Here is a 23,000-nt window from a genome sequence, read left to right on the forward strand (position 1 = left end):
CGGCCAAGACGACAGCGTACCGGTTGCTGGCCAGCGTCAAGGGTTCGCTGCGCCGGGCGTCGCCTGCCCTTGACCCCGGCCAGCAACCAAAACACCCTCGATTCCGCCCACTCAAAATTCAAGAGAGGCTATTTTTGGGACTACCAGAACGACGATGCCCGCATCGTCAATTCTTTCTTCTCCAGGCGCGACCTGGAGCGCTTGGTGCACATGCGGGCCGAGCGCAAACCACTGGCCACGGTGCCCATCCCGGACACCTACCTGCGCCAGGGCGAGACGCGTGTGCTGCGCCCCTACCAGCAAGAGGCCATGCAGGCGCTCGACCGTACCGTCGAGCTGGGCAAGCGCCGCTTCCTGATCGAATTGCCCACCGGCTGCGGCAAGACTGACCTCATCGCGCTCTACCTCAAGCGCCTGGTGCAAGCCGGGCAGGCCGAGCGCGTGCTGTTCCTGGTGGACCGCGATCAGCTTGCCAAGCAGGCCATCGAGGCAATTCAAGACGTGTTGCCAGGCTACTCCAGCTATTGGCTCAAGGCAGGCATGGTGCGGCAGGAAAAGCAGATCACTGTCTCCCTGCTGCAGACCATGATCGGACGCTACAAAGAGTTCACCAGCGGCTATTTTGATGTGGTCGTGATGGACGAATGCCATCGCTCCATCTACGGCGCGTGGCAGGCGGCGCTTTCGCACTTTGATGCCTTGCACATCGGCCTGACCGCCACCCCAGCCATCTACATCGAGCGCAACACTTTCCAGTTCTATCACTGCAAGGACGACACGCCCGACTACTCCTACCCGATCCAGGAGGCGTTCAAGCAAGGCTTCCTTGTGCCCTACAAATTCGCCACCGGCATCACCACCCTGGTTTCCGAAGGCGCCAACGTCGATGAAGAGCACTACGACCCCGGCGAGTTCGAGCGCAAGTGGACCAACGAAGCCAGCAACCGGCTGATGATGGAGGAGTTCGATCGGCTGGCCTGGCAGAGCTACAAAGAACTCGCGCCGGGGCAAAAGAGCGGCCCGGGCAAATCTGTCGTGTTTGCCATTACCAAGCACCACGCGGCGCGACTGGCGCAATACCTCAACGACCTGCACCCCGAGCACCAAGGCCGCTACGCCGAGGTCATCACCTCAGACGTCGTCAACGCAGACGACCTGATCCGCCGCTTCAAGCAAGAAGAACTGCCCATGGTCGCGGTCAGCGTGGGCATGCTCGACACCGGCTTTGACTGCCGTGAGGTATTGCACCTCGTGATGTGTCGCCGTGTGCGCAGCCCCATCCTGTATCAGCAGATGCGTGGGCGCGGCACGCGCACGGCTCCACACATCGGCAAAGACAAGTTCGTCATTTACGACTTCTTCCGCAACCACGAGTATTTCAACGACTCGGACACCGATGTCTTCTCAGGCAACGGTGGCGGTGGTGGGCGCGGCACCGGGCCGCGTCCCCGGCCAGAAGGACGTGAGCTGGTCGAACTTGGCCTGGAAGACGAATGGCTGGACGCCGTCCACTACATCGAAGTGGGGCCAGATGGCGAGCGCGTGGACAAGCGCGACTACGTGACGGATTGGGAAACCACCGTTCAGCAGGAGGCCGAGGCCGACCCCATCATTGCCAAAATCAAGACGGGCGGTGCGCTGACCGATGAAGAAGAAACCCAGCTTGCCCAGCGCCTGAACCAGCCGCAACGCTACTTCAACGAAGACAACCTGCGCCGCGCCTACCGCAATCCGGGCGGCAACCTGGTGGACTTCATTCGCGCCGCGCTGGGCATGCTTAAGATCAAGAGCCGGGAGGAGCGTGTGGAAGACAACTTCCGCGCCTGGCTCGTGGCCAAGCACCTGACCCCCGAGCAGGCGCAATACCTGTCCTTGCTCAAAAACCGTGGCCTGGTCAAAGGCAAGGTCTCGCTGGACGACCTGTTCGCCCCGCCGCTATCCATTCTCAACGCCGCCAACATTGGCATCGAACTGTTTGGCGAGCAGGGCCTGCGCAGCGTGATGGACGAGATCAACCAGTCCGTTCTCGTCGCGTAACCGCCAACTGAATTCAGGAAGACACCATGAACCCGCAACTGCGTCGCAAGCTCGACCACATCACCGACATCCTCTGGGCGGGCGGCGTGACCAATCCAGTCACCTACATCGAGCAAATCTCCTACCTCATCTTCCTGAAGCTGCTGGATGAAGAAGAGTCTGACCGTGAACTGCGCGTGCGCCTTGGCGCTACCGGCGGCAATGCCCGCCTGCTTTTCCCGGCGCAGTCGGAGCGTTACCGCTGGAGCCACTGGCGCTTCAAGAGCGGCACCGAACTACGCGACTTCATCCGCGACGAGGTCTTTCCCTATATGGCATCGCTCGCCAAGGACGAGCCCGAGGTGGCCGAATATTTTCGTGATGCCGTGCTGGAAATCGTTGACCCGAACGTGCTCAAGCAGGTGGTCGATGAGCTCGATGGCTTTGAATTCCGCAAGCTCGGGCCCGATGTGAAGGGCGACATCTTCGAATACCTGCTGGTACATCTGGGCTCCAGTTCCCTGAACGGCCAGTTCCGCACGCCCAAGCAGATTCGCGCCTTCATGGTCGAGATGCTCGACCCCGACCTGGGCGACACCATCTTTGACCCCGCCATGGGCACCGCCGGGTTTCTGATCGATGCCGTGGCCTATCTGCTCGCCAAGTATTCCGACCACGTCAGCGAATACCCAATCTATGGCGAGGACTGGCTGGATAAAAAAGGCAAGTCCCTGCAAGAGCTCAAGGCCGAAATCCCGCGCCTGCAGACCTACAAAAAGGGGGCGGGCGAAAAAATACCGAACTGGGATGTGCTCGAGGCCTCGGTCTATGGCACCGACGTCTCGCGCCAGATGGTGCGCATCGCGATGATGAACCTGGTGCTGCACGGCATTCGCCACGCCAGGCTCAAACGCGCCAACGCCCTCTCGGACATGGGTGGCCTGACGGAAGACGACCTGCGCCGCCGCTACAAGCTCATCCTGGCCAACCCGCCCTTCGCTGGCCAATTGCCCAAGGACTCCATCCGCGCCGACTTGCCCACCAACAGCAAAAAGAGCGAACTGTTGTTCCTGTCCTTGATGATGCAGCACCTTGCCCCCGGCGGCCGCTGCGCCGTGGTCGTGCCCGAGGGCCTGCTGTTTGGCTCCACCGGTGCACACGTGGAGCTGCGCAAGAAGTTGGTGCACGACTTCGACCTGTTGGCCGTGGTCAGCCTGCCTGCAGGCGTCTTCAAACCCTATGCGGGTGTCAAGACCGCCGTGCTGCTGTTCCGCAAGCCCGCCTCTGAAAGCGCCAAGCGCCTGGACAAGGTCTGGTTCTACGAGGTTCGCAACGACGGTTTTGACCCGGACAAGATTTCCGGCGGCGGCCGCGTGGAAACCCCGGAAAAGAACGACATCCCCGACCTGCTCGCACAGTGGAAGGCCTATAAGGCCGGCAGCTTCGACACGCCACCGGGGCTGGAGGCAAACACCCTTCTTCCCCATGGCAGCGAGGAACCCACTTGCTGGTGGACCACCCGCGAAAAGTTGACCGATCGCGACTACAACCTAGGTGCTGGTCAATGGAAGCCGCGTGTGGCAGAAGCCGTGAGCGATGAAGACCCGCGCGAGCTGGTGGCGGAGGTGTTGGATGACTATCGCAAGGTGGTGGTGGGTTTGGAAAAGTTACTGCTGGAGCTGCCTCGATGATGTGGCCTACTGCTCAGCTCTCTCAAGGGATTGCAGATGTCGTTCGCGGCGTGACTTTTTCGCAAGGAGATACCATTCACGAGAGTCGGGAGGGCTTTTTGCCAGTGCTGCGTGCGGGGAATATCGCGGAGCGGCTCGAAACAGAACGGGATTTGGTGTGGGTTCCAGATCGGTTCGTTTCAGACAGGCAACGTCTGCGAAAGAACGACATTGTGATGTGCACCTCGTCGGGTAGCGCGCTAGTTGTTGGAAAGACGGCCATTGCCGAAGCCGATTTCGATGGTTCGTGGGGCGCATTTAACGCGGTACTCCGTTCTACCTCCGCCGTTGTTCCCAGGTTCCTGTACTACTGGCTCCAATCAAATGGGTTCAAGGCTTGGCGTGACCGTCAAGCCAAAGGTGCCAACATCCAAAACATTCGTCACTCGGAGCTAGCGAATCTCGCCATGCCGTTTCCGGCCAAGAGCGAGCAGTCCCGTATCGTCGAACTGCTGGACGAAGCCGACCGCCTGCGCCACCTGCGTCGTGAAGCCGACACCAAGGCCGCGCGCATCCTGCCCGCGCTGTTTCTAAAAATGTTCGGCGATCCGGCGACGAATCCCAAAGGTCTGCCGTTCAAATTACTGGGAGACCCAGCCGTCTGCGACATTAACCCGAGGACCAGAGTCGAGTTGCCCGATTCCGATCTTGTGTCATTCGTACCCATGGCCGATGTAGATGAACATCTCGGTCGAATCACTGGCTGCCAATCTCGACCATACGGCGAGGTGAAGAAAGGATTCACACCTTTTCAGAACCGTGATGTGCTCTTCGCAAAGATTACACCGTGCATGCAAAACGGCAAGGCAGCCATTGCTGCGGGGCTAATCGGTGGAATTGGATTCGGATCAACTGAGTTCCATGTGCTGCGTGCAGGATCAGATGTCACGCCGGAGTACTTGTTTGCGCTGGTCAGGCTGCAATCATTCAGGAACCATGCAATGAGTGCGTTTACCGGGTCGGCAGGTCAGCAGCGTGTACCGACAGAGTTTTTGCGGCGGTTCAGGCTCCCCATACCGACGAGTAATGATGTGCAAAAATTCTCGGGCGTGATAAGTCACCTACTCGCGTGCCAAATTGAAGCAGAACATGCGGCTGACAAATTGGAAACGCAGTTTCAATTGCTTCTTCAGCGCGCTTTCTCCGGCCAACTTACCTCAAAATGGCGCGAAGCCCACATGCAGGAACTGCTGACAGAGATGGCGCAGCAGGCTCGCGCCCTGAATCTTGCATTGCCCAATGAGCTGGAGGCTCTGTCGTGAACCGCCTCCTGCAAGCCCTGCGCGTGGGCAACTTCAAGGCGTTTGCCGACACCCAGCGCATTCCGCTCAAGCCCATCACTCTGATTTTTGGCCCCAACAGCGCCGGCAAATCCAGCTTCATTCACAGCCTGGCGCTGGCGCACGAGGCGCAGTTTGGCCGCGAAAAGCGCAGCCTGTCTCGCCTGGACGTGCACCACACCGATGTGGGCGGCAGCGCCATTGATCTGGGTGGATTCCGCCAGTACGTGCATCGTGGGCAACTGAACCGGCGCGTGGAATGGGGTGCCGAGCTCAAGGTGTCTGCGCTTTCCCAAGGCAAGGATCAGCGACTGGCACAACTGCTGGCTCCCGTCAGCAGCGTGGCCGTGAACATGGCGCTTGGCATGGAGCTGGACGACCAGGATCGCCCCCAGCCGGGCGTGGAGCCTCGGGTGGACGCCATCGAGATCATTGCCGACGGCGTGGAGTTGTTGCGCATGAGCCATCGCCCCGCCACCGCCCAGGCACAGGCCCACGCGGGCCACCTGCGTCTGGATCGCCTGGCCAGTGACCACGCCGTATTTCGGCAGGTGCTGAAAGCCATCGTTGAGGCGCAGACCACGTCCGAGGAGATGCGCCCCGAAGACTTCGAAGCGGCCAACGACGCCATCGCCGGCCTGCTGCCGGAGCTGGTGGTACGCATCGGCCAGTTTTTCCCCTCAGGCGTGGAGTTGCCCAAGGGCGATGGCGCTGATATTGCGCCAGTCAGCAGGTTATTCCCGGTCAGCAAAGGCAACCGCAGCGAAGACATTGCGCAGGCCCTGCGCTTTGTGCTGCCGCGCACCTTGAACGACCTGATCAGGGGGCTGGCTGATGTGCTGGCGGGCGAGCTCAAGCAGTTGCAGTACCTCAGCCCACTGCGATCGTTCCCGCCCCGGCATCTGGCCTTTGCCGAATACGAAGATGCCAACTGGTATGCCGGCGGTGGCAGTGCCTGGGACGAGGTACGGCGTGACGATGCGGTGCGCGATGCAGTCAATGTCTGGCTGAGCTCGCCCAAGCTGAAAACGCCTTACAAACTGGTGGTGCGCTCCCTCGTGGCTTTGGATCAGTTGCAAGCCCCCCTTGAAGAAGGGCTCGAGCGTTTGCAAGACAACGGTCTCATGATGGAGCACGAAGAGGAGTCGCGTCACACCACGGGCGGCGCTTGGCCCGTCATCAAGGACGTTGAGGCCGCTGCCTCTGACCTGCTCGGTGCCATGCAAGCATCAGACGCAGACCGCATCCGCGAGCTGGTGCTTGTCGATCAACGCACCAACACGGTCGTCACCCATCGTGATGTGGGTACGGGTACACGCGATCAACTGGTCAATCAGATCAAGAGCCAAGCCGATCAGTTTTTTGCTGCGGCACATTTGTACATTCCGTACCTCGCCTACCAGAAAGGTGATGTCCAGCGGAACATCAACGATTTGACCCGTTCCGTCGAGGAAGCCGGGCAGCTGGTGGAGGGCACCAAGAAAGATATTGAGCAACGGCGTAGGGAAATTGGCGACATCATCATCGCCGCTCGTGAGGCGGCAGCCAGTGTCGGCGTCGCGCATTTCACGGTGGACTTCAATGCCGAAGCGGATGCGCAAGATCTGAGCGCCGAGAAATGGCTCAAGACGACAGCAGGATTGGCAGCGGTAACAATTCTGGCTGCACTGCTGCTGGCCTTCATCCCGGTCGCGCCGGAGGCCACCACGCCACAAGTCATCCAGCTCTTCACTTCCAAGGTGGTAATTTTGGGCCTGCTTTTCACCGCGACGATTTGGTGCGGACGCCTCTACAAGGCTGCCCGACATCAAGGGGCGATCAACAAGCATCGCGCAAACGCGCTGAAGACCTTCCAAGCCTTTACCAAGGCAGCCAGCGACGATGCCGCTCGCAACGCAGTGCTGATGGAAACCACCAAATCGATTTTCGCTATCACGCCGTCTGGCTACCTGGAGAACGAATCGGCCCCTGATGGTGGGTTGAAGATCGTCGAGGTGGTGAAGCACGCCACCCAAGCCATCTCGTCGGTCAAATAGAAAGATGGAAGATCTATGCCACTCAGTGGCACAATTGGCCTGATGACGCGAGTATTCAAGACCCGCCACTTCCAGCGATGGATGCGTAAGACGGAACTCACAGATGCCGTCCTGTGCAAGGCCGTTCAGGAGATGGCAGCCGGCCTGATCGACGCTGACCTCGGCGGCAGCGTGGTGAAGAAACGCATTGGTTTGGCGGGACGCGGCAAGCGTGGCGGGGTGCGCACGCTGGTCGCCACCAACAAGGGAAATCGCTGGTTTTTCGTGTTCGGCTTCGAGAAGAACGAGCGGGCGAACATCAGCGACGAGGAGCTCGAAGGTTTGCAGGCCATCGCCGCAGACCTGCTGGCTCGAACAGGCCCGCAACTGGATGAAGCTGTTGCCGACGGCGCTTTGCAGGAGATTTGCCAATGACCACCAAGACCAAAAGCCGCATCCTCGAAGCCGTTCACGAAACGGCCAGCGATCTGCATCGCCTGGGATTCATCGACAAGCGCAAGATGCAGAAGTACGACGCGTTGTGCCTGGAGCCGGTGCAGGACTACGACGCTGAGAAGGTCAAAGCGTTGCGCGAGCGACTGCACCTGAGTCAAGCCGTGCTGGCCAGCGTGCTGAACACCAGCACGTCCACTGTCCGCAAGTGGGAGATGGGCGACAAGCGCCCCAGCGGGCCGTCGCAGAAGCTGCTGGACATCCTCGAGCGCAAGGGGCTGGAGGCGGTGCTTTGAGGTAGGCCGGGTCGCTGTACGTGCGCATCGCAAACAGGGTGTGTTCGTTCTTCAGAAGCGCCCTCGTTTGACTTTCAGGCACCGTGGCTCGCAGCCAGAATGCGCCCTTGCGCAGCCGCTGCAACACGGGCACACTGCATCGCAATTGCAACGCACGGAGCCTTTTCATGAAAACCTCCACCATCCCATCTTTGCGGGTTGACCCGCAGCTGCGTCTGGCCGCGGAAAGTGTTTTGCGCGATGGAGAAAGTCTGTCGGGCTTCGTAGAACAGGCGATTCGGCAAACCATCGCCTACCGTCTGGCGGATCAAGAGTTCATCACCCGTGGCTTGAAGGCGCGCGACCAGGCACTGCAGAGCGGGCAGTATGTAGAGGCTGGCGCCGTGCTGGACAGGCTCCAGCAGATGCTCGATCGCGCCAAGTCCGGCCCAGCCACCGCATGACCTACCGGGTTCGCTTTACACAGGAAGCCGAGGCCGATCTGGTCAGGCTGTATGAATTCATCCTTGACAGGGATGCCGCAGACTGGGCCTTGGCCGAGCGTGCGCTGGAGGCAATTCGCGCGGGCATTGCCACGCTGGAGCGCCTGCCCTTTACCTGCCGCAAGGCCACGGCTGACTCACCTTTTTTGCGGGAGTTGGTCATCCCGTTTGGAGCGGCCGGCTATGTCGCACTGTTTGAAATCGACGACGCCCAGACCGTGACGGTGCTGGCGCTGCGCCATCAGCGAGAGAGCGACTACCACTGATCGCTCTATGGCATTGGGGGCACGGTGTACCTGCTCTCCATCCGCCACCAGCGGCAGCTCTCGTTGGATTTTCAGGCGCTGTGGCCAAGTCACTGACGCGGCACAACATGCTTGCCTAACCAAGGACGAAAACCACTTGTACCGCGCAACTACTCTGCGCAAACAGCTCTTTATTCAATAGCACATGCCCACCGCCCCCGACCTCTTCGACCAATGGGCCGCCGCGCCGCAGGCCAGCCCCGCCGTGGATGCGCAGCCAGCCCCCGAGCCGCTGCCCGAGCCCGCGCCAGAAGCCGCCCCCGTCACCCCCCAGCCCCTGCGCCGCGCGCTGCAAGAGCTCTTGAAAATGGGTCTGCTGGAGCAAGCCAGCAAGCCGCTGCTGTTTCGCCACATCGCCATCGACACGGCGCGTGTCAACGCGCTGCTGGAGCCGCTGGATCTGCAGGTGCGCGTGGACGACCTGCGCGGCCTGGCCTATGTGGCGGTGGCGCCCGGCTGGCAGGCGGACGATGCCGAGGGCGACGATGAATGGACGCACCCGCTGGTGCGCCGCCAGCGCCTGACGCTGGAGCAGTCGCTGCTGCTGGCGGTGCTGCGGCGCGAGTTTTTGCAGCGCGAGCAAGAGGGCGGCCTGGGTGTGGCGGTCCAACTGGGGCTCGATGGCCTGTTGGCGCAGCTGGAGATTTACCTGGGCGCCACCGGCAGCGACATGCAAGACCGCAAGCGCCTGCTGGAGCTGCTGGACAAGCTGCGCGCGCACGGCGTGGTGTCGGAGGTGGACGCGCAAGACCAACTCACCATCCGCCCCATGATCGTGCACCTGGCGAACCCGGAAAACCTGCAGGCGCTGCTGGCGCATTTGCGGGGGCTGGGGCAGGCGGGAGAACCCACCGCATGACCACCCCAAGCTACCGCCTGCACGCCCTGCACCTGTACCACTGGGGCGCGTTCTCGGGCCGTCACCGGGCAGAGTTTGACGTGGGCAACACCGCCATCTTGGGCGCCACGGGCAGCGGCAAAACGACGCTGATCGACGCACTGATGACGCTCTTGTGCCAGCACCCGCGCTACAACCTGGCCTCCACAGGCGGACACGAGAGCGACCGCGACCTGGTCAGCTATGTGCGCGGCGCCAGCGGCCCGGGCTTGGGCGATGGCGGCGCGCAGGTGGCGCGCAGCGGGCGCTGCGTGAGCGGGCTGGCGGCGCAGTTTGCGCGCGAAGGCGATGAAGGCAGCCCGTGCGAGGAGCTGACCTTGGGCGCGCTGCTGTGGTTTGACGGCAGCGCCAGCAGCGCCGCCGACATGGGCAAGCGCTGGTTCTTCGCGCGCGGCGCCGGCCACAACCTGGACGCCTGGCTGGAGGAGCACCACAGCGGCGGCGTGCGCGCGCTCTCGCGGCTGGAGAAGGCCAGCGACGGCTTGCAAATCTTCAGCAGCAAAACCGCGTATCTGGCGCGCGTGCAGCGCTTCTTTGAGGTGGGCGCCAACGCCTTCACGCTGCTCAACCGTGCGGCGGGGCTCAAGCAGCTCAACAGCATCGACGAGATTTTTCGCGAGCTGGTGCTCGACGACCACAGTGCGTTTGACGACGCTCTGCAGGTGGCCGCCAGCTTTGACGAGCTGGCCGCCATCCATGCCGAGCTGGACCTGGCCAACCGCCAATACGTGGCGCTGCTGCCGCTGCGCGATCTGGCCGCCAAAGAGGGCGCGCAGGCAGCGGCCCTCAGCGCACAACAGCAGTTGCAGGCACTGCTCGCGCCCTGGTTTGCCAAGCTGGGCGTGCAGCTGTGGGGCGCGCGCAGCGATGCTTTGCAAGCCGCCTTACAAGCCCTGCACACGCAGATAGCCGCGGCCCAGCAGCAAATCGAGGCCGCGCGACAGCAAGAGCAGGAGCTGCTCGCGCTCTACCTGCGCGCCGGCGGCGCCAGCATCGAAGACCTGCGCCGCGAACTGGCCGCGCAGCAGGCACTCATCGCCGAGCGCCAGGGCCATGTGCAGCAGTACCAAGCGTTGGCGCGCCAGTTGCAGCTGGCCTGGCCGCAAACGCTTTCTGCCGCCACGCTGGCCGAGCACCAAACCCAGGCCGCGCCCGCCCTGGCCGAGTTGGACGCGCGCCAGAGCACCCTGCAAGCCGCCGCCGAGGACGCCATCGCGCAAGAGCACCAGCAGCGCGCCGCCTTGCAAGCGCTGCAAGACGAAGAGCAGGCCGTGCGCCAGCGCCCGGGCTCCAACGTGCCACCGGAATTTCAGCAGTTCCGCGCCCAGCTCGCCGCCGAGCTTGATCTGCCTGAGGACGCCCTGCCCTTCGTCGCCGAGCTGGTCGAAGTGCCCGCCACCCACCGCGCCTGGCGCGGCGCCATCGAGCGGGCGCTGGGCAGCCAGCGCCTGCGCATCCTGGTGCCGCCGCAAGCGATCGACGATGCGCTGGCCTGGGTCAACCAGCGCCACAACCGCCTGCATGTGCGCCTGCTGGAGGTGCGCCAGCCTGCGCAGCTGCCGGTATTCTGGGCCGATGGCTTTGCCGCCAAGTTGCAGCTCAAGCCCCACGCGCACCAGGCGGCCCTGCGTCAGCTGCTGATGGAGCTCGACCGCCACTGCGTGGACAGCCCCGAGGTACTGCGCGATACCCCCCACGCCATGACGGCGCAGGGCCTGATGTCGGGCCGTGCGCTGCAATTCGACAAGCAGGACCAAAAGCGGCTCGACCAGGACTGGATGACCGGCTTTGACAACCGCGACCGGCTGGCGCAGCTGCAAGCACAAATCAAGGCGCAAGCGCAGTCGTGGCAAGCGCAGGCAGCTATCAAAACAAAAGCATTGCAGCAACAAGTCCAAGCCGAGCAGCAACGCCAGTTATGGCAGAGCCTGCAAGCGCTGCGCTTTGACGCGGTGGACGTGGCCGGGGCGCAGCAGCAGGCGGGCGTCACCCAGGCGCGACTGGATGCGCTGCTCGACCCCGAATCCGACACCGCCCAGGCCCAGGCGCGCTACCAGCAGGCAGCAGCGGCACGCGCGGCGCTGGAAGACGCGCGCCGCCAGCTCGACCAGCGCCAGGCCGCGCAGCAGGAGCAGCAGCGCCACGCCCAGCAGCAGCACGAGCGCTACGCCGCCCGCGTGCAGGGCGCGGAACCCACGCCGGAACAAGACGCCGCGCTGCGCCGCTGGCTGCGCATCGACGCCAAATACGAACCCGATCCCGCGCAGCTCGAAGAACAAGAGCGCGATGCCCAGCAGCGCGCCGCCGAGCAGCTGGCGCAGCAGCAGCGCCGCCTGGCCGAGCTGCACAAGGAGATCATTCGCCAAATGGGCGCGGCGCAAAAAGTCGATCGCGGCGCGCTGGCCGACCAGGCGCAAGAGGTCGAAGCCCTGGCGCAGTTTCTGGCGCGCCTGCAGCAGCTTGAAGAAGAAGCGCTGCCCGAGAAGCGCCAGCGCTTTCAGGAGTATTTGAACCAAGCCTCCGACCAGGGCGTGAGCACGCTCTTGCGCGGCATCGAGGCGCAGGTGGCCGAGATCACCGAGCGCATCACGCAGCTGAACCAGGCCTTGGCGCGCGTGGACTTTCATGCCGGGCGCTACTTGCAGCTCGACCCCCAGCCCATCGTCCACGCCAGCCTGCAGCAGCTGGAGCTGGCCCGCAAGCAGCTGCGCACCGAGCGCCAGCGCGACGACGGCGGCCAGGCGCATTACCGCGCGCTGCAGGCCATGGTGGAGCTGCTGCGCGAGCACGCCAACAACCGCCGCACCAAGGCCGCGCAGGCGCTGCTGGACGCACGCTACCGCCTGCAGTTCGCCGTGCACGTCATCGACCGCGCGACGGGCGAGGTGCTGGAGCGGCGCACCGGCTCGCAGGGCGGCAGTGGCGGCGAAAAGGAAATCATCGCCAGCTACGTGCTCACCGCGTCGCTGTCCTACGCGCTGTGCCCCGCCGGGCGCAGCTGGCCGCTGATGGGCTCCATCGTGCTCGACGAGGCCTTCTCCAAAAGCTCGCAGGCCGTGGCCGCGCGCATCATCCAGGCGCTGCGCGAATTCGGCCTGCACGCGCTCTTCGTCACCCCAAACAAGGAGCTGCGCCTGCTGCGCCAGCACACGAGGAGCGCCGTCGTCGTGCAGCGCCGCGGAGCGCAGGCGCTGCTGATGAATATGTCGTGGCAGGAGATGGATGGAAAGGCGCAGGCCGTGATGGCGGCCGTCGCCTGAAGCGCCATGCACTCCCCCACCCACCTCGCCACCCAGCTCGCCCGCGCCTGGCAGCGTGCCGACTGGCGCGAAAAGCATCTGTTGCACGCCGCTGGCGCCTGGCCGTTGCGGATGACGATTGCCGCGCCCAGCGCCACACAGTTTCGCGACGACAGCGCCGCCGTTGCCCAGCACCTGCAGGCCTGGCGCGCCATTGCCGCGCAAGGGCTGGGGCGGGTGCATTGGCAGGCGCGCCTGTACCAGGCGGGGGCGGGGCCAGTCGAGCTGCCGGTGCAGTGGGAGTTGCCGAAGCCCTCAGACTATCTGGCGGCAGTGCGCGCATTGCGCCCTGCAGGCCATGCCGACATCGCCGCAGACTACCAGGCGTTGCAAAGCGTGCTGGCGCGGGTGGATGCGCTCTTTCACCGCCTGCTGCTGCGCCGCTTGGCGCTGTGGCGCGGCATGCCCATCGACGACGTGGCCACCGCCGCCCGCATGGCGCTGCAGTTGGTGCCCGGCTGCGCCCAGGGCCGGCCGCTGCGCGCGCTGGCCGTGGCGGGAAACGACAGCAAATTCTTCGAGCGCCACGCCGCGCTGCTCACCGCCCTGCTCGACGTGCGCTTTGACGGCGCCGCCAGCCGCGCGGGCCTGGTCGCCTTTCTGGACGCCAGCGCCGACGACGAGCATTGGCTCTTGATCGCACCGCTGGCCCCAGGCCTGCTGCCGTTTGCCCGCCTGCGTGTAGCGGCCAGCGAACTCACAAGCACGCCGTTGCCCGCGCGCCGCATCCTGCTGGTGGAAAACGAGCGCTGCTTGCACCTGCTGCAGGGCGCGCAGCCGCTGCCGGACTGCATCGCCATCCTGGGTGCAGGACTGAACCTGGCCTGGCTGGCCGCGCCCTGGCTGCAAGCGTGTGAGGTCGCCTACTGGGGGGACATCGACACCTGGGGCCTGCACATGTTGGCGCGGGCGCGCAGCCACTTGCCGCAGCTGCAAGCGCTGCTGATGGACCGCGCCACCTTTGACGCGCACGCGCACGCCACCGTGGCAGAACCCTTGCTGGCGCCCAACCCTGAATCTGGCGCCCTGCCACCCGATCAAGCCGATCTGGACGCGCATCTGCGTTCGCTGGATCAGGGCCGGCTGGAACAAGAATTCATCATCCCCGCCGCAGTGAAAAGCGCGGTGCACGGCTGGCTCCGTGCCGTGCCTTGACGCACTTGGAATGGCGCCACACCCGGGTTTTCGATGGGTTGGCGCCTACGGGTCAGCACGCAGCCAAAAGCGCGCCCATCCCTGACAAAATCAGCGCCTCATCACATTGATCCAAGGGAAAGGATTTCGCGATGCGCCGAAGTCTTGATTTTCTGTACGACGCCGCCGCGTGGCTGGCCGCGCTGGCGATGATCGGCGTGCTGGCCATGGTGCTGGCCTCGATTTTGGGGCGGCTGCTGCACTTCAACCTGGCCGGCAGCGATGCCTACGCCGGCTATTGCATGGCGGCGGCGGGCTTTCTGGCGCTGGCACACACGCTCAAGAAAAACGAGCACATCCGGGTGTCGCTGATCATCGGGCGCTTGGCGGGCGGCGCGCGGCGCGGGCTGGAAATCTGGGCGCTGTCGGCGGCGGTGCTGCTCGCCGGGCTGTTTGCCTGGTTCTCGGTGCGGCTGGCCTGGCTCTCGCACGAGTTCAACGACATGTCCACCGCCAACGACGCCACGCCGCTGTGGATTCCACAGGTGGCCATGGCGGTGGGCACGGTGATTCTGCTGATCGCCTTCATCGACGAGTGGGTGCTGGAGTGGCGCGGGCTGCGCAGCCACGACGAGGACAACGAGGAGGCTCTGCACAATGAGTGACTTCACCATCACCTCGCTGCTGATCGTGTCGCTGTTTGCCCTGCTGGGCTCGGGCGTATGGATTGGCCTGACGCTGACCGGGGTGGCCTGGATCGGCATGCAGATGTTCTCGGCGCGACCCGCGGGCGACGCCATGGCGGTGACGATCTGGGGCTCGTCCTCGAGCTGGACGCTGACGGCCCTGCCCCTGTTCATCTGGATGGGCGAAATCCTGTTTCGCACCAAGCTGAGCGAGAGCATGTTCCGGGGCCTGGCGCCCTGGGTCAACTGGCTGCCGGGGCGCTTGCTGCACACCAACGTGATCGGCTGCGCCATCTTCGCGGCGGTGTCGGGCTCGTCGGCAGCCACGTGCGCGACCATCGGCAAGATGACCCTGCCCGAGCTGGGCAGCCGCGGCTATCCGCGCGACATCACCATCGGCTCGCTGGCCGGTGCGGGCACGCTGGGCCTGCTCATTCCGCCTTCAATCATCATGATCGTCTATGGCGTGAGCGCCGACGTGTCGATCGCCAAGCTGTTTATCGCGGGCATCATCCCCGGCATCCTGCTGGCGGCCTTGTTCTCGGGCTATCTGGTGGTGTGGGCGCTGATGCATCCGGGCCAGATTCCGCAGCCCGACCACCGCATGAGCCTGGTCGAGAAGCTGCACGAGTCGCGCCACCTGATCCCGGTGGTGCTCCTGATCGCCGCCGTGCTGGGCTCCATCTACACCGGCTTTGCCACCGCCACCGAGGCCGCCGCCGTGGGCGTGGTGGGCTCGCTGCTGCTGTCGGGCGTGCAGGGCAGCCTGTCGTGGGATACCTTCAAGACCGCGCTGCTGGGCGCCACGCGGTTGTACTGCATGATCGCGCTGATCCTGGCGGGCGCCGCCTTTTTGACGCTGGCCATGGGCTACATCGGCCTGCCGCGCCACCTGGCCGAGTTCATCGGCGGCATGAAACTCTCGCCCTTCATGCTGATCATTGCGCTGGCCATCTTCTACATCATCCTGGGCTGCTTTCTGGACGGCATCTCCATGGTGGTGCTGACCATGGGCGTGATCCTGCCCACGGTGCAGGCCGCCGGGATCGACCTGATCTGGTTCGGCATCTTCATCGTCATCGTGGTCGAGATGGCGCAGATCACGCCGCCGGTGGGCTTCAACCTGTTCGTGCTGCAGGGCATGACCAAGCGCGACATCGCCTACATCGCCCGCGTCACGCTACCCTTCTTCTTCTTGATGTGCGCGATGGTGCTGCTGCTGTGGTTCGTCCCGCAGATCGCCACCTGGATGCCCGGCCACATGTGAGCGATCTATGATGACGACCCGGCCTGCCGACCGTGCGGGCCGCTTTTTTTTGGAAGTCTCTCGCCTGTGTTCAAGAATTTGATGATCTACCGCCTGGCCGGCGGCTGGCCGGCCGAGGTGGCCCAACTCGAAGAAGCCCTGGCGCGCGAACCCTTTGCCGAATGCGGCGCCACGCAGCAAAAATCCTGCGGCTGGGTGCCCCCGCGCGGCGCCGAGCACGGCGCGCTGGTCGAAGTGGTGGACGGCCAGTGGATCGCCCGCCTGGCCATCGAGACCAAGGCCGTGCCCGGCGACGCCGTGCGCCGCAAGGTGCAGGACGCCGTGGACCAGATCGAGAAAACCAGCGGCCGCAAGCCTGGCAAGAAAGAGCTGCGCGACCTGCGCGACGACGCCCTGCTGGCCCTGCTGCCGCAGGCCTTTGCCCGGCGCAGCCAGGTGACGGCCTGGATCGACCCGCGCGCGCGCTGGCTGGTGCTGGACGCCGGCAGCCAGGGCAAGGCCGACGAGGTGATTGCCAGCCTGGTGCGCGTGGCCGGGCGCGACTTTTCCTTCGCCCTGTTGCAAACCCAGCAGTCCCCGCAAGCGGCCATGACCGCCTGGCTGGCCGCGCAAGGCCCCGACGAATGGCCCGAAGGCCTGCACGTCGAGCGCGAATGCGAGCTCAAGGGCAGCGGTGACGAACCGGCCGTGGTCAAGTTCAGCCGCCACGAACTGGTCACCGACGAGGTGCGCCAGCACATCGCCGAGGGCAAGCTGCCCACGCGGCTGGCGCTGAGCTGGCAGGGGCGCGTCGGCTTCACGCTGACGCAGGCGCTGCAACTCAAGAAGATCACCTTCCTGGAAGGCGTGTTCGAGGAGCGTGCCACGGCTTCGGCCGACGAGCGCTTCGACGCCGACGTGGCGCTGGCCACCGGCGAGCTGACCGGCCTGATCGCCGACCTGGTGGCCGCGCTGGGCGGCGAAGCGGCGCCCGGCCTGCCCTCGGGCTTTACCGATGCGCCCGCGCCGCTGGATGTGGCGCACGATGAAGCCACAGCCAGCGCGGACGATCCGCCGTTTTGACAGGCCGCCAGAACAGCCGGACGCAGAGGACGCAAAGGATTCGCAAAGGACGCAAAAAAGTCAGAATGCTTTCAAAACAATAGCTGATGGCGCTTGCTGCATAAGGACACCAACGGTATTTCATTGAATCTTGAATTCTTTTGCGTCCTCTGCGTCATCTTTGCGTCCTCTGCGTCCGGTTTTTTGAACTTCAGCACATCCACCCCATGCACCCCGTCATCGCCATCTGCCTGGGCGCCTGCATCGGCGCGCTGGCGCGCTGGCGGCTGGCCCTGGCGCTCAACCACGACGGCGCCTGGCTGCCCTGGGGCACGCTGGCGGCCAACCTGGTCGGCGGTTACGCCATCGGCCTGATCGTCGGCCTGCTGGAGCAGCACCCCGAGCTGGACCCGGCGTGGCGCTGGTTCTGGGTGACGGGCCTTTTGGGCGCGCTCACCACCTTCTCCAGCTTCAGCGCCGAGATGGTCGAGATGCTGATGCTGGCGCGCTGGTCGCAGGCGCTGGCCACGCTGGCAGCGCATCTGGGTGGCTCGCTGCTGCTGACCTTTCTGGGTCTTCGGACTGCTCTGTTTTTCGCAGCTGCCCGCGCTTGATTGGCAAGCGCAATCGGCCAATTTGATTGATGAACTGCGATCGCGCAGCGCACCTCAGGGCCGGCCCCCCCGCTCACGCACAATGCACAGCATGAACTCTCCCGACCTCGCCCAACGCGCCGACGCCGTGCTCACCCCCGCGCTGATCGACGCCTTTGCCCGCGACGGCGCCGTCTGCCTGCGCGGCCTACTGAGCCCCGACGAAGTGGCCCTGCTGCGCCAAGGCATCGACGCCAACATCGCCGCGCCCAGCCCGCGTGCCAAGGTGGCCAGCCGCCCCGACGACCCCGGCTTTTTCATCGAGGACTTCTGCTGCTGGCAGGACAACGCCGCCTACCGCCGCTTCATCTTCGACTCGCCCCTGGCCGCTGCCGCCGCGCGCCTGATGCAAAGCCGCGAAGTGCGCCTGTACCACGACCACATGCTGACCAAGGAGCCCGGCACGCGCCAGCGCACGCCCTGGCACCAGGACCAGCCCTACTACAACATCGAGGGCCGGCAGAACATCAGCTTCTGGATTCCGGTCGACGCGGTGCGGCGCCACTCCACGCTGGAGTTCGTCGCCGGCTCGCACCGCGGCCCCTGGCTGATGCCGCGCAGCTTCATGGACCAGCAGGCCCGGTGGTTTCCCGAAGGCAGCTTGCAGGACCTGCCCGACATCGAGGCCGCGCGCGAGCGCTTTCCCATCATCGGCTGGGCCGTGGAGCCCGGCGACGTGATTGCCTTTCACATGCTCAGCCTGCACGCCAGCGCCGGGGTGGACGGCGACACCCGCCGGCGCGTGTTCTCGGTGCGCATGCTGGGCGACGACATCACCCACGCGCCACGCGCCTGGGTCACCTCGCCGCCCTTCCCTGGCCTGGCCGAGCGCCTGCCGGCGGGCGCACCGATGCACGACGAGGTGCTGTTTCCGCTGCTGTGGTCGGCCGGTTGATCAAACGCCCAGATAGGCCTGCTGCACCGCCGGGTCGTCGATCAGCTCGCGCGCCGCGCCCGACAGCGTGACACGGCCGTTTTCGATCACGTAGGCGCGGTCGGCCGCGGAGAGCGCGACCTGCACGTCCTGCTCCACCAGCAGCACCGTCACGCCGTTCTTGCGGATCTCGGCCAGAACCTCGGTGAGCTGATCGACGATCACCGGCGCCAGACCCAGGCTCATCTCGTCGATCATCATCAGCACCGGCGCGGCCATCAGCGCGCGCGCCATGGCGCACATCTGCTGCTCGCCGCCCGACATGCTGCCCGCCAGTTGGCGCCGGCGCTCGCCCAGGCGCGGAAAGAGTTGGTACATGCGCTGCAGGTCGCGCGCCACGGCCGCCTTGTCATGACGACGAAACGCGCCCATGAGCAGGTTGTCCTGCACCGTCATGCGGTCGAACAGCTGGCGCCCCTCGGGCACCTGCACCAGGCCGTGGCCAAAGGCCTGATCGGGCGTCATGGCCGCCAGATCATGGCCATGAAAGCGCAGCGCGCCGGTGCACGGCAGCAGGCGCGAGAGCACGCGCAGCAGCGTGGTCTTGCCCGCGCCGTTGCTGCCCACCAGGGCCACGATCTCGGCCGCGCGCACTTCGATCGACAGGCCATGCAGCACCGGCATCAGCCCGTAGCCGGCGGCCACCCGATCCACGCGCAGCAGCGCTTCGGTCGAAACGGATGCCGGGCTCATCGTGCGCGCCTCGCCCCCAGATAGGCCTGCACCACCGTCGCATCGGCCAGCACCTTCTCGGGCGTGCCATCGGCGATCAGCTCGCCATGGTGCAGCACCAGCAGCCGGTCCGACAGGCTGCGGATGGCCTTGATGACGTGCTCGATCACCAGCACGCTGATGCCCTGCTGCCGCACCTTGCGGATCACCGCGATCACCTCCTCGATCTCGACGTGGTTCAGCCCCGCCATCACTTCGTCGCACAGCAGCAGGCGCGGCTTCATGGCCAGCGCCTTGGCCAGCTCCAGCCGCTTGCGGCCCGGCCCGCCCAGCTCGTCGGCACGCTGGTCGGCAAAGCCGCCCAGGCCGACGAAGTCCAGGCACGCGCGCGCCTGCGCGCGCGCCCGCGCCAGCTGCGCCTGGCCGCCCCGGTGGCCGAACAGGGCGCCGATGGCCACGTTGTCCAGCACCGACAGGCCGGGAAACGGCCGCATGATCTGGAAGGTGCGGCCGATGCCCAGCCGCGCGCGCCGAAACGCCGGCAGCCGCGTGATGGCCTGGCCGTCGAACAGCACCTCGCCTTCGCTCGGCTCCAGGGTGCCGCTGATCAGGCTGATCAAGGTCGTCTTGCCGGCGCCGTTGGGGCCGATCAGGCCCAGGATTTCGCCCGGCGCCAGCGCAAAGCTGACATCGTGCACGGCCACCAGGCCGGCAAAGCGCCGGGTGACGTGGCGAACCTCCAACAACGCGCTCATAGCTTGTTCGCCCGCACGTTCTCGCCCAGGTAGCGCCAGGTCAGCGTGCCCAGGCGCGCGCGCCGCGCCAGGTCCATCAGGCCGTGCGGCATCAGCACCACGGCGGCGATGATGACGACACCGAAGAACAGCGTGGCGATGCTGGTGACCTCGCTCGACAGCCATTCGGAGATGGCCGACAGGGTGAAGGCCCCGATGACCGGCCCCAGCACCGTGCCCGCGCCGCCGAACACGGCCATGATGATCATCTTGACGTTCAGGCCGATGTCGAACGCGCTCTCGGGGTCGAGAAAGGTGATCCAGTAGGCATGGATGCCGCCGGCCAGGCTGCTGAGCACGCCCGACAGCGTGAACGCCAGCACCTTGTACAGGGTGGTGTTGACGCCCATCACCGCCGCGCCGTCCTCGTTCTCGCGGATGGCAATCAGCCCGAAGCCGAAGCGGCTGCGCGTGAGCCACCACACCACGGCAGTGGAAACCAGCATCAAGCCCAGCGCCAGACCGTAAAACAGCCGGTCGTCGTTGAGCGGCGGCAGCACCAGGCCGATGTTCTGCCCCGCCAGGGGAATGTTGGAGACGATGGCCGCCATCACCCCGGCCAGCGCCAGCGTGGCAATGGCGAAGTAGTGGCCGCGCAGGCGCAGCACCGGCACGCCCAGCAGCAGCGCAAACGCCACCGCCAGCGCCACGCCGAACAGCAGGCCCACGGCAAAGGGCAGGTGCCACTGCACCATGGCAATGGCCACCCCGTAGCTGCCCAGACCGTAGAACACCGAGTTGCCGAACGAGGCGTAGCCGGTGTAGCCGCCGATGATGTTCCAGCCCTGCGCCAGCACCGCCAGCAGCAGCGCGTTGATGGCGAACTGCACCGTCACGTCCGAACCCCACCAAGGCAGGCTCGCCAGCACCGCCAGCGCGATCGCCATCGCAATCCACTGCCAGGCTTTCATGTCGTCCTCCCCAGCAGGCCGGTGGGCCGCACGATCAGCACCAGCGCCAGGATGCCGAAGCTGGCCACGTCGACGAAGGTGGGGCCGACGTACAGCGTGGTCAGCGCCTCGACCACACCCAGAAACAGCCCTCCCACCAGCACGCCCAGCGGGTTGTCCAGCCCGCCGATGATGGCGATGGCGAAGGACTTGAGCGTGAGCGAGGCGCCGATGTAGGGGTTGATCTGCGACACCGTGCCATACAGCCCGCCGGCAGTGCCGGCCAGCGCGATGCCGATGGCGAAGGTCAGCGCGTACAGGTGGCGCGGCTCCACCCCGTGCAGGCGCGCCGCCACCAGGTTCTGCGCCGTCGCGCGAATGGCCCGCCCCAGCCGCGTGTGCAGCAAGAAAAGCCACATGCCCACCGTCAGCGCCAGCGCCACCGCAAACGCACCCAGGCGCACCAGCGGCAGCACCATCGGGCCCCAGTGCACCTGGCTACCCGCGTAGCCGGGGTTGATGGCGCGAAAGTCGGCCGAGAAGGCCAGCTGCGCCAGGTAGGTCAGCACCACGTCCAACCCGAAAGTGAGCAGCAGGGTATTGAACATGGGCGCGCGCACGATCAGGTTCAGCAGGCCACGCTGCACGCCATAGCCCAGCGCGAACATCACCACCGCCGTGATCGGCAGCCCCAGGAAGGGGTCGACGTGCAGGTAGTGGAACAGGTGCCAGGAGCAGTACGCCCCCAGCATGATGAAGGAGCCGTGCGCCAGGTTGACGATGTTGAGCACGCCCCACACCAGCGCCAACCCGAGCGCCATCACGGCATACAGCCCGCCCAGCAAGATGCCGTTGGCAAGGACTTGCGCCAGCAGGTCCAACGCATGCGCTCCCGTCGGGCGTCTTCAGGTGCCTGGCGACCGTTCAGCGCGCGTTCCAGGCCGGCATGGGGTACTTGGGCGGTGTCACGAAACCCTTGGCGTTGTAGACCTCGGCCACCTGGCCGTTCTGCACCTGGATGACCAGTTGCGGCAGGTTGATCTGGCCGTTGGCGGCAAAGGCGATCGGGCCGTACAGGCTGTCGAACTGGCTGCTGGCCAGCGCGTCGCGCACCTTTTGCGGGTTGAGACTGCCCGCCTTTTCAATCGCCATCACCAGGGCCTCCACGTCGGCCGCGCCCGAGGCGGCGTGGTAGTCCGGGTCATAGCCGTACTTGGCCTTGTAGGCCTTGGCGAACTGCTCGGCGTCGCCGAACCAGCGGTCCTTCAGCGAGGCCTCGGGCAGCCAGGCCGTCATGCCGAAGGCGTAGTCGGCGTCCTTGCCCAGCGCCTTGCGAAAGTCCTCACTGGGCACGCCGACGGTGAACGAATACAGCTTGGGCGCGATCGCCAGGCTCTTGGCGTTGCGCACGAAGTTGAGGATCTCCGTCTCGTGCCCGGCCACCAGCACGGCGTCCACGTTCTTGGCCTTCACCTGCGACAGCAGCGTGCTGAAGTCGCTGGTGTTGCTGCTGTAGCGCTCGTCCATCACCAGGTTGAAGCCGGCCGACTTGAGCAGCGCCCGCGTGCCGTCCGCGGTGGAGACGTCGAACGAATCATCGGCATACAGCAGCGCGACGGACTTGGGTGGGTCCTTCAGCGCCTTCATCATCTGGATGGTGCTGCCGAAATAATTGCTGGCCGGCGCCAGCGTGCCGAAGATGTACTTGAAACCGCGCGAAAAAATCTCGTTGGACGCGCCACCACCCTGCACCATCGGGATCTTGTATTTCTCGGACACCACCGAATCGGCCAGCTGGAAGTTGCTGGCAAAGCCGCCCAGGAGCAAGTTCACCTTGTCCTGCGTCACCAGTTGCGTGTACTGGCGCACCGACAGGTTCACGTCCGACTGGTTGTCGTACAGCTTGAGCGCCAGCTTGTGCGCCTTGCCGTCCACCTTGACGCCCCCATCGGCATTGATCTTGTCGATGGCCATCTGGTAGGCATCGCGGTAGTAGCGTCCGGTGTTGGCCACCGGCCCGGTCAACTGCACCGAGGCGCCGAGCACGATGTCCTGCGCCAAGGCCGCCGCCGCGGGCGTCATGGCGACGATGGCCGCGAAGAAGGAGGAAAGCAATAGCGAAGGCTTGAGCTGCATGGTTGTCCCCTGTCTGCTT

At 65.1% G+C, this 23,000-nt stretch carries 21 protein-coding genes; 16 read left to right on the top strand and 5 right to left on the bottom strand.

Features of this window, described 5'->3' with window-relative positions; genetic code table 11:
* Positions 1 to 210 precede the first annotated feature (210 nt).
* The 16 genes from U1F38_RS11730 (at position 211) to U1F38_RS11805 (ending at position 18,450) form a co-directional block, all read left to right on the top strand.
* Positions 211 to 2,037, top strand: a complete 1,827-nt coding sequence (locus tag U1F38_RS11730; RefSeq protein WP_409987471.1) for a DEAD/DEAH box helicase family protein — start codon at positions 211 to 213, stop codon at positions 2,035 to 2,037.
* 26 nt (positions 2,038 to 2,063) lie between these two features.
* The gene (locus U1F38_RS11735) at positions 2,064 to 3,707 is read left to right on the top strand and encodes an N-6 DNA methylase (protein ID WP_409987253.1); all 1,644 of its coding nucleotides are present in this window, start codon (positions 2,064 to 2,066) and stop codon (positions 3,705 to 3,707) included.
* Positions 3,704 to 5,008, top strand: coding sequence for a restriction endonuclease subunit S (locus tag U1F38_RS11740; protein ID WP_409987254.1), 1,305 nt, complete (start codon positions 3,704 to 3,706; stop codon positions 5,006 to 5,008). Before U1F38_RS11735 ends, U1F38_RS11740 begins: the two co-directional genes overlap by 4 nt.
* On the top strand, positions 5,005 to 7,062 hold the full coding sequence (locus tag U1F38_RS11745; protein ID WP_409987255.1) for an AAA family ATPase: 2,058 nt from the start codon (positions 5,005 to 5,007) through the stop codon (positions 7,060 to 7,062). Before U1F38_RS11740 ends, U1F38_RS11745 begins: the two co-directional genes overlap by 4 nt.
* A gap of 42 nt (positions 7,063 to 7,104) precedes the next feature.
* On the top strand, positions 7,105 to 7,476 hold the full coding sequence (locus U1F38_RS11750; RefSeq protein ID WP_409987256.1) for a type II toxin-antitoxin system RelE/ParE family toxin: 372 nt from the start codon (positions 7,105 to 7,107) through the stop codon (positions 7,474 to 7,476).
* A complete protein-coding gene (locus tag U1F38_RS11755) occupies positions 7,473 to 7,790 on the top strand; it encodes a helix-turn-helix domain-containing protein (protein ID WP_409987257.1) in 318 nt (105 codons plus the stop codon). The genes U1F38_RS11750 and U1F38_RS11755 overlap by 4 nt, the downstream gene beginning before the upstream one ends.
* A gap of 167 nt (positions 7,791 to 7,957) precedes the next feature.
* Positions 7,958 to 8,233, top strand: a complete 276-nt coding sequence (locus tag U1F38_RS11760) for a YlcI/YnfO family protein (protein ID WP_409987258.1) — start codon at positions 7,958 to 7,960, stop codon at positions 8,231 to 8,233.
* Positions 8,230 to 8,538, top strand: coding sequence for a type II toxin-antitoxin system RelE/ParE family toxin (locus tag U1F38_RS11765; protein WP_409987259.1), 309 nt, complete (start codon positions 8,230 to 8,232; stop codon positions 8,536 to 8,538). The genes U1F38_RS11760 and U1F38_RS11765 overlap by 4 nt, the downstream gene beginning before the upstream one ends.
* Positions 8,539 to 8,722: 184 nt before the next feature.
* Entirely contained in the window at positions 8,723 to 9,436 is a 714-nt protein-coding gene (locus U1F38_RS11770; protein ID WP_409987260.1) for a DUF4194 domain-containing protein, read from the top strand.
* The gene (locus U1F38_RS11775; RefSeq protein WP_409987261.1) at positions 9,433 to 12,735 is read left to right on the top strand and encodes an ATP-binding protein; all 3,303 of its coding nucleotides are present in this window, start codon (positions 9,433 to 9,435) and stop codon (positions 12,733 to 12,735) included. The genes U1F38_RS11770 and U1F38_RS11775 overlap by 4 nt, the downstream gene beginning before the upstream one ends.
* A gap of 6 nt (positions 12,736 to 12,741) precedes the next feature.
* Complete coding sequence (locus U1F38_RS11780) at positions 12,742 to 13,929, top strand: Wadjet anti-phage system protein JetD domain-containing protein (protein ID WP_409987262.1); 1,188 nt, start codon at positions 12,742 to 12,744, stop codon at positions 13,927 to 13,929.
* A gap of 131 nt (positions 13,930 to 14,060) precedes the next feature.
* Positions 14,061 to 14,573, top strand: coding sequence for a TRAP transporter small permease (locus tag U1F38_RS11785; RefSeq protein WP_409987263.1), 513 nt, complete (start codon positions 14,061 to 14,063; stop codon positions 14,571 to 14,573).
* Complete coding sequence (locus tag U1F38_RS11790; protein ID WP_409987264.1) at positions 14,566 to 15,861, top strand: TRAP transporter large permease; 1,296 nt, start codon at positions 14,566 to 14,568, stop codon at positions 15,859 to 15,861. The genes U1F38_RS11785 and U1F38_RS11790 overlap by 8 nt, the downstream gene beginning before the upstream one ends.
* Before the next feature lie 66 nt (positions 15,862 to 15,927).
* Positions 15,928 to 16,923 (top strand): recombination-associated protein RdgC, encoded by a 996-nt coding sequence (locus tag U1F38_RS11795; RefSeq protein ID WP_409987265.1) that lies wholly within the window; start codon positions 15,928 to 15,930, stop codon positions 16,921 to 16,923.
* 206 nt (positions 16,924 to 17,129) lie between these two features.
* A complete protein-coding gene (gene crcB / locus U1F38_RS11800) occupies positions 17,130 to 17,516 on the top strand; it encodes a fluoride efflux transporter CrcB (protein WP_409987266.1) in 387 nt (128 codons plus the stop codon).
* A gap of 91 nt (positions 17,517 to 17,607) precedes the next feature.
* Positions 17,608 to 18,450: a phytanoyl-CoA dioxygenase family protein gene (locus U1F38_RS11805; protein WP_409987267.1), complete on the top strand. Its 843-nt coding sequence runs from the start codon at positions 17,608 to 17,610 to the stop codon at positions 18,448 to 18,450.
* On the opposite strand, the gene U1F38_RS11810 is transcribed toward U1F38_RS11805, so the two are convergent.
* The 5 genes from U1F38_RS11810 to U1F38_RS11830 are packed head-to-tail and all read right to left on the bottom strand — an operon-like array spanning position 18,451 to position 22,981.
* Positions 18,451 to 19,182 carry an ABC transporter ATP-binding protein gene (locus U1F38_RS11810; RefSeq protein ID WP_409987268.1) on the bottom strand — a complete coding sequence of 244 codons (732 nt, stop codon included), beginning with the start codon at positions 19,180 to 19,182 and terminating at the stop codon, positions 18,451 to 18,453.
* On the bottom strand, positions 19,179 to 19,916 hold the full coding sequence (locus U1F38_RS11815; protein ID WP_409987269.1) for an ABC transporter ATP-binding protein: 738 nt from the start codon (positions 19,914 to 19,916) through the stop codon (positions 19,179 to 19,181). The genes U1F38_RS11810 and U1F38_RS11815 overlap by 4 nt, the downstream gene beginning before the upstream one ends.
* Positions 19,913 to 20,866, bottom strand: coding sequence for a branched-chain amino acid ABC transporter permease (locus U1F38_RS11820; RefSeq protein ID WP_409987270.1), 954 nt, complete (start codon positions 20,864 to 20,866; stop codon positions 19,913 to 19,915). Before U1F38_RS11820 ends, U1F38_RS11815 begins: the two co-directional genes overlap by 4 nt.
* The gene (locus U1F38_RS11825) at positions 20,863 to 21,726 is read right to left on the bottom strand and encodes a branched-chain amino acid ABC transporter permease (RefSeq protein WP_409987271.1); all 864 of its coding nucleotides are present in this window, start codon (positions 21,724 to 21,726) and stop codon (positions 20,863 to 20,865) included. The genes U1F38_RS11820 and U1F38_RS11825 overlap by 4 nt, the downstream gene beginning before the upstream one ends.
* A 43-nt stretch (positions 21,727 to 21,769) precedes the next feature.
* Positions 21,770 to 22,981, bottom strand: a complete 1,212-nt coding sequence (locus U1F38_RS11830) for an amino acid ABC transporter substrate-binding protein (RefSeq protein WP_409987272.1) — start codon at positions 22,979 to 22,981, stop codon at positions 21,770 to 21,772.
* Positions 22,982 to 23,000 lie beyond the last annotated feature (19 nt).

Source organism: Ottowia sp. (assembly GCF_046348305.1).
Taxonomy (GTDB): domain Bacteria; phylum Pseudomonadota; class Gammaproteobacteria; order Burkholderiales; family Burkholderiaceae_C; genus Ottowia.

Coding starts and splice junctions, on each gene's coding strand:
- U1F38_RS11730 (WP_409987471.1), top strand. CDS start 211: ATGCGGGCCGAGCGCAAACCACTGGCCACGGTGCCCATCCCGGACACC.
- U1F38_RS11735 (WP_409987253.1), top strand. CDS start 2,064: ATGAACCCGCAACTGCGTCGCAAGCTCGACCACATCACCGACATCCTC.
- U1F38_RS11740 (WP_409987254.1), top strand. CDS start 3,704: ATGATGTGGCCTACTGCTCAGCTCTCTCAAGGGATTGCAGATGTCGTT.
- U1F38_RS11750 (WP_409987256.1), top strand. CDS start 7,105: ATGACGCGAGTATTCAAGACCCGCCACTTCCAGCGATGGATGCGTAAG.
- U1F38_RS11755 (WP_409987257.1), top strand. CDS start 7,473: ATGACCACCAAGACCAAAAGCCGCATCCTCGAAGCCGTTCACGAAACG.
- U1F38_RS11760 (WP_409987258.1), top strand. CDS start 7,958: ATGAAAACCTCCACCATCCCATCTTTGCGGGTTGACCCGCAGCTGCGT.
- U1F38_RS11765 (WP_409987259.1), top strand. CDS start 8,230: ATGACCTACCGGGTTCGCTTTACACAGGAAGCCGAGGCCGATCTGGTC.
- U1F38_RS11770 (WP_409987260.1), top strand. CDS start 8,723: ATGCCCACCGCCCCCGACCTCTTCGACCAATGGGCCGCCGCGCCGCAG.
- U1F38_RS11775 (WP_409987261.1), top strand. CDS start 9,433: ATGACCACCCCAAGCTACCGCCTGCACGCCCTGCACCTGTACCACTGG.
- U1F38_RS11780 (WP_409987262.1), top strand. CDS start 12,742: ATGCACTCCCCCACCCACCTCGCCACCCAGCTCGCCCGCGCCTGGCAG.
- U1F38_RS11785 (WP_409987263.1), top strand. CDS start 14,061: ATGCGCCGAAGTCTTGATTTTCTGTACGACGCCGCCGCGTGGCTGGCC.
- U1F38_RS11790 (WP_409987264.1), top strand. CDS start 14,566: ATGAGTGACTTCACCATCACCTCGCTGCTGATCGTGTCGCTGTTTGCC.
- crcB (WP_409987266.1), top strand. CDS start 17,130: ATGCACCCCGTCATCGCCATCTGCCTGGGCGCCTGCATCGGCGCGCTG.
- U1F38_RS11805 (WP_409987267.1), top strand. CDS start 17,608: ATGAACTCTCCCGACCTCGCCCAACGCGCCGACGCCGTGCTCACCCCC.
- U1F38_RS11810 (WP_409987268.1), bottom strand. CDS start 19,182: ATGAGCCCGGCATCCGTTTCGACCGAAGCGCTGCTGCGCGTGGATCGG.
- U1F38_RS11815 (WP_409987269.1), bottom strand. CDS start 19,916: ATGAGCGCGTTGTTGGAGGTTCGCCACGTCACCCGGCGCTTTGCCGGC.
- U1F38_RS11820 (WP_409987270.1), bottom strand. CDS start 20,866: ATGAAAGCCTGGCAGTGGATTGCGATGGCGATCGCGCTGGCGGTGCTG.
- U1F38_RS11830 (WP_409987272.1), bottom strand. CDS start 22,981: ATGCAGCTCAAGCCTTCGCTATTGCTTTCCTCCTTCTTCGCGGCCATC.